General features: G+C 64.0%; 2 protein-coding genes. Both read left to right on the top strand.

Annotated features, from left to right (window positions below; translation table 11 throughout):
• Positions 1-286: 286 nt before the first annotated feature.
• Entirely contained in the window at positions 287-820 is a 534-nt protein-coding gene (locus tag VMJ11_RS27140; protein WP_325623547.1) for a DUF6431 domain-containing protein, read from the top strand.
• Between the two features lie 130 nt (positions 821-950).
• On the top strand, positions 951-2,118 hold a 1,168-nt coding region (locus VMJ11_RS27135), incomplete at its 3' end, for a DDE-type integrase/transposase/recombinase (protein WP_325623545.1).

The following is a 2,118-nucleotide window of genomic DNA, read 5'->3' as shown; positions in this document are numbered from 1 at the left end:
GCTCTCGCGCCCAGTCGAGTTGTACCTCGAGTGTCAGAGGCCCTTGATGCCCGCGGACGTCTGCGTATCTGGCAAAGCGCATCAGTTGTTGGCCGGTAATACCCAGTTGTTACGTCGCGCGCAGAATGAGCCGGGAGGGGTGAGATTGTCGCGCGGTCAGCCAGGACGATGTTTTGTCGATTACCGCGCGCAGCGCGAGACATGAGGGGTAGCAGGATGGCCGGCGCTGCTCTGATATCGTGCGATGTTTCTCAGGCGTCGTACAAACATCAAGAACAGACCGGCCATGCATCGCATTGTATTTGCCTTTCTCTCCCTCGAACAACATCATCGCGCGATTGAGTGCTCTCCCGCTTCTTACCGGCCCGATCGCTGTCCGCATTGCGGTAGTGGCTGCCTGTGGTGTCACGGCTGTTATGGGCGCAAAGCGGATCGCAGCGCCGACGGCGCGCTCAATCCGGTGCCCGTGCCGCGTTTCCGTTGCCCGTCATGCACGCGGACCTGTTCACGGCTGCCGCTGTGCATCTGTCCGCGTCGATGGTATGGCTGGTCGTTGCAGCAGAACGTGCTGCAACTGCTGATAGCGGGCGCCTCGCTGCGCCGTACGGCAAGCGTCTTCGCATTGGCTTATCACACCGTGCGGCGCTGGAGGCGATCGCTGGTGGCGGCTCACGGGACGTTCACCTTCCAGCTGTGTAGCCGTTTTGCTGAGCTCGGCCGCAGTGCCGATCGCGACGACTTCTGGCTGGCCTGCCTGCATCGCATGCCGCTATGCGAAGCGATGGCGTGGCTGGATCATGACGGCATAGCTGTCCCATGATCGACTGGTTCCTGATCGCCGTGCGACGGCGCTGACCGAACTGCAGCGGGGACTCCACACAGTCTGCTCACTGCCGCGCGCCGACGATCAGCGCTTTGATGGCGGTTCCTTCACTTCAACAGGGACCTCCATGAACGATATCGATCCGAAGGCGCTGTTCCGCCTGTCGGTGCTCGGCCCGCTGGTCAGCCGTGAGCGCTTGAGTCGCGGCGAACTGCAGCAGATCGTGCGGCAACTCGCGCAGCAGGAATACGCCATTCCCGGTTCACGCCGGCGCCACATCAGCGAGAAGACCCTGCAGGCGTGGTATTACGCGTGGCGCCGCAATGGACTGGGTGGCCTGTCCGATGCGCGCCGCACCGATACTGGCCGCTCGAAGCTGCCCGAGCCGGTGCAGGTCGCGGTGCTCGCGGCCAAACGTGAGAACCCGCGCCGCTCAATCCGCCAGATCCGCCTGCTGCTGGAAGCCGCCGGCCTCGTGCCGCGCGACACGCTCTCGCGCTGCGCCGTACATCGCCTGCTCAAGGCTCACGGTATCTCACGCATTGCCGGACCGGATGTCGTGCCCGAGGAGAAGCGCAGCTTCGCGGCCGAACACGCCGGCTCGATCTGGTATGGCGACGTCATGCACGGCCCCACGCTGTCGTTTGGCGGGCGTCGCATGAAGACGTATCTTGTGTCGCTGATGGACGACGCCTCGCGCCTGATTGTCCATAGCGCGTTCTGTCTGTCGGAGACGGCGCTCGACATCGAGGGCGTGCTCAAGCAGGCCCTGCTCAGGCGTGGCGTTCCGAAGACGATCGTCGTCGACAACGGCGCCGCGTACCGGGCCGCGACGCTGCAGGGCATCTGCGCACGGCTGTCGATGCGGCTGGTGTATTGCCGTCCATATGCGCCCGAAGGCAAGGGCAAGCTTGAACGCTGGCATCGGACATTACGTGAGCAGTTTCTGGCCGAACTCGATACCACGCACATTCGCGAACTCGCGGACCTTAACGCGCGGTTGTGGGCATGGGTCGAGCAGGTCTATCACCGTCAGCCCCACAGCGCGCTGGGTAACCAGACACCACTGTTGCGCTACCAGCAGGATCTGCCCCGCATCCGGCTGCTCGGGCCGCTGGCCGCGCAGCTCGACGAACTGTTCTTGCATCGCGTACCCCGGCACGTTCGCCGCGACGGCACCGTCTCTTACCAGAACCGGCGCTTCGAGGTCCCGTACGAGCTCACCGGACAGACCGTGATGCTCGTCGTCGATCCGCATGCCGGCACGGTAGTGCGTATCGAAAGCCAGACGGGTG

The organism is Paraburkholderia sp., assembly GCF_035501035.1.
Lineage (GTDB): Bacteria > Pseudomonadota > Gammaproteobacteria > Burkholderiales > Burkholderiaceae > Paraburkholderia.
This window is presented reverse-complemented; position numbering and strand designations above follow the sequence as displayed.

Coding starts and splice junctions, on each gene's coding strand:
- VMJ11_RS27140 (WP_325623547.1), top strand. CDS start 287: ATGCATCGCATTGTATTTGCCTTTCTCTCCCTCGAACAACATCATCGC.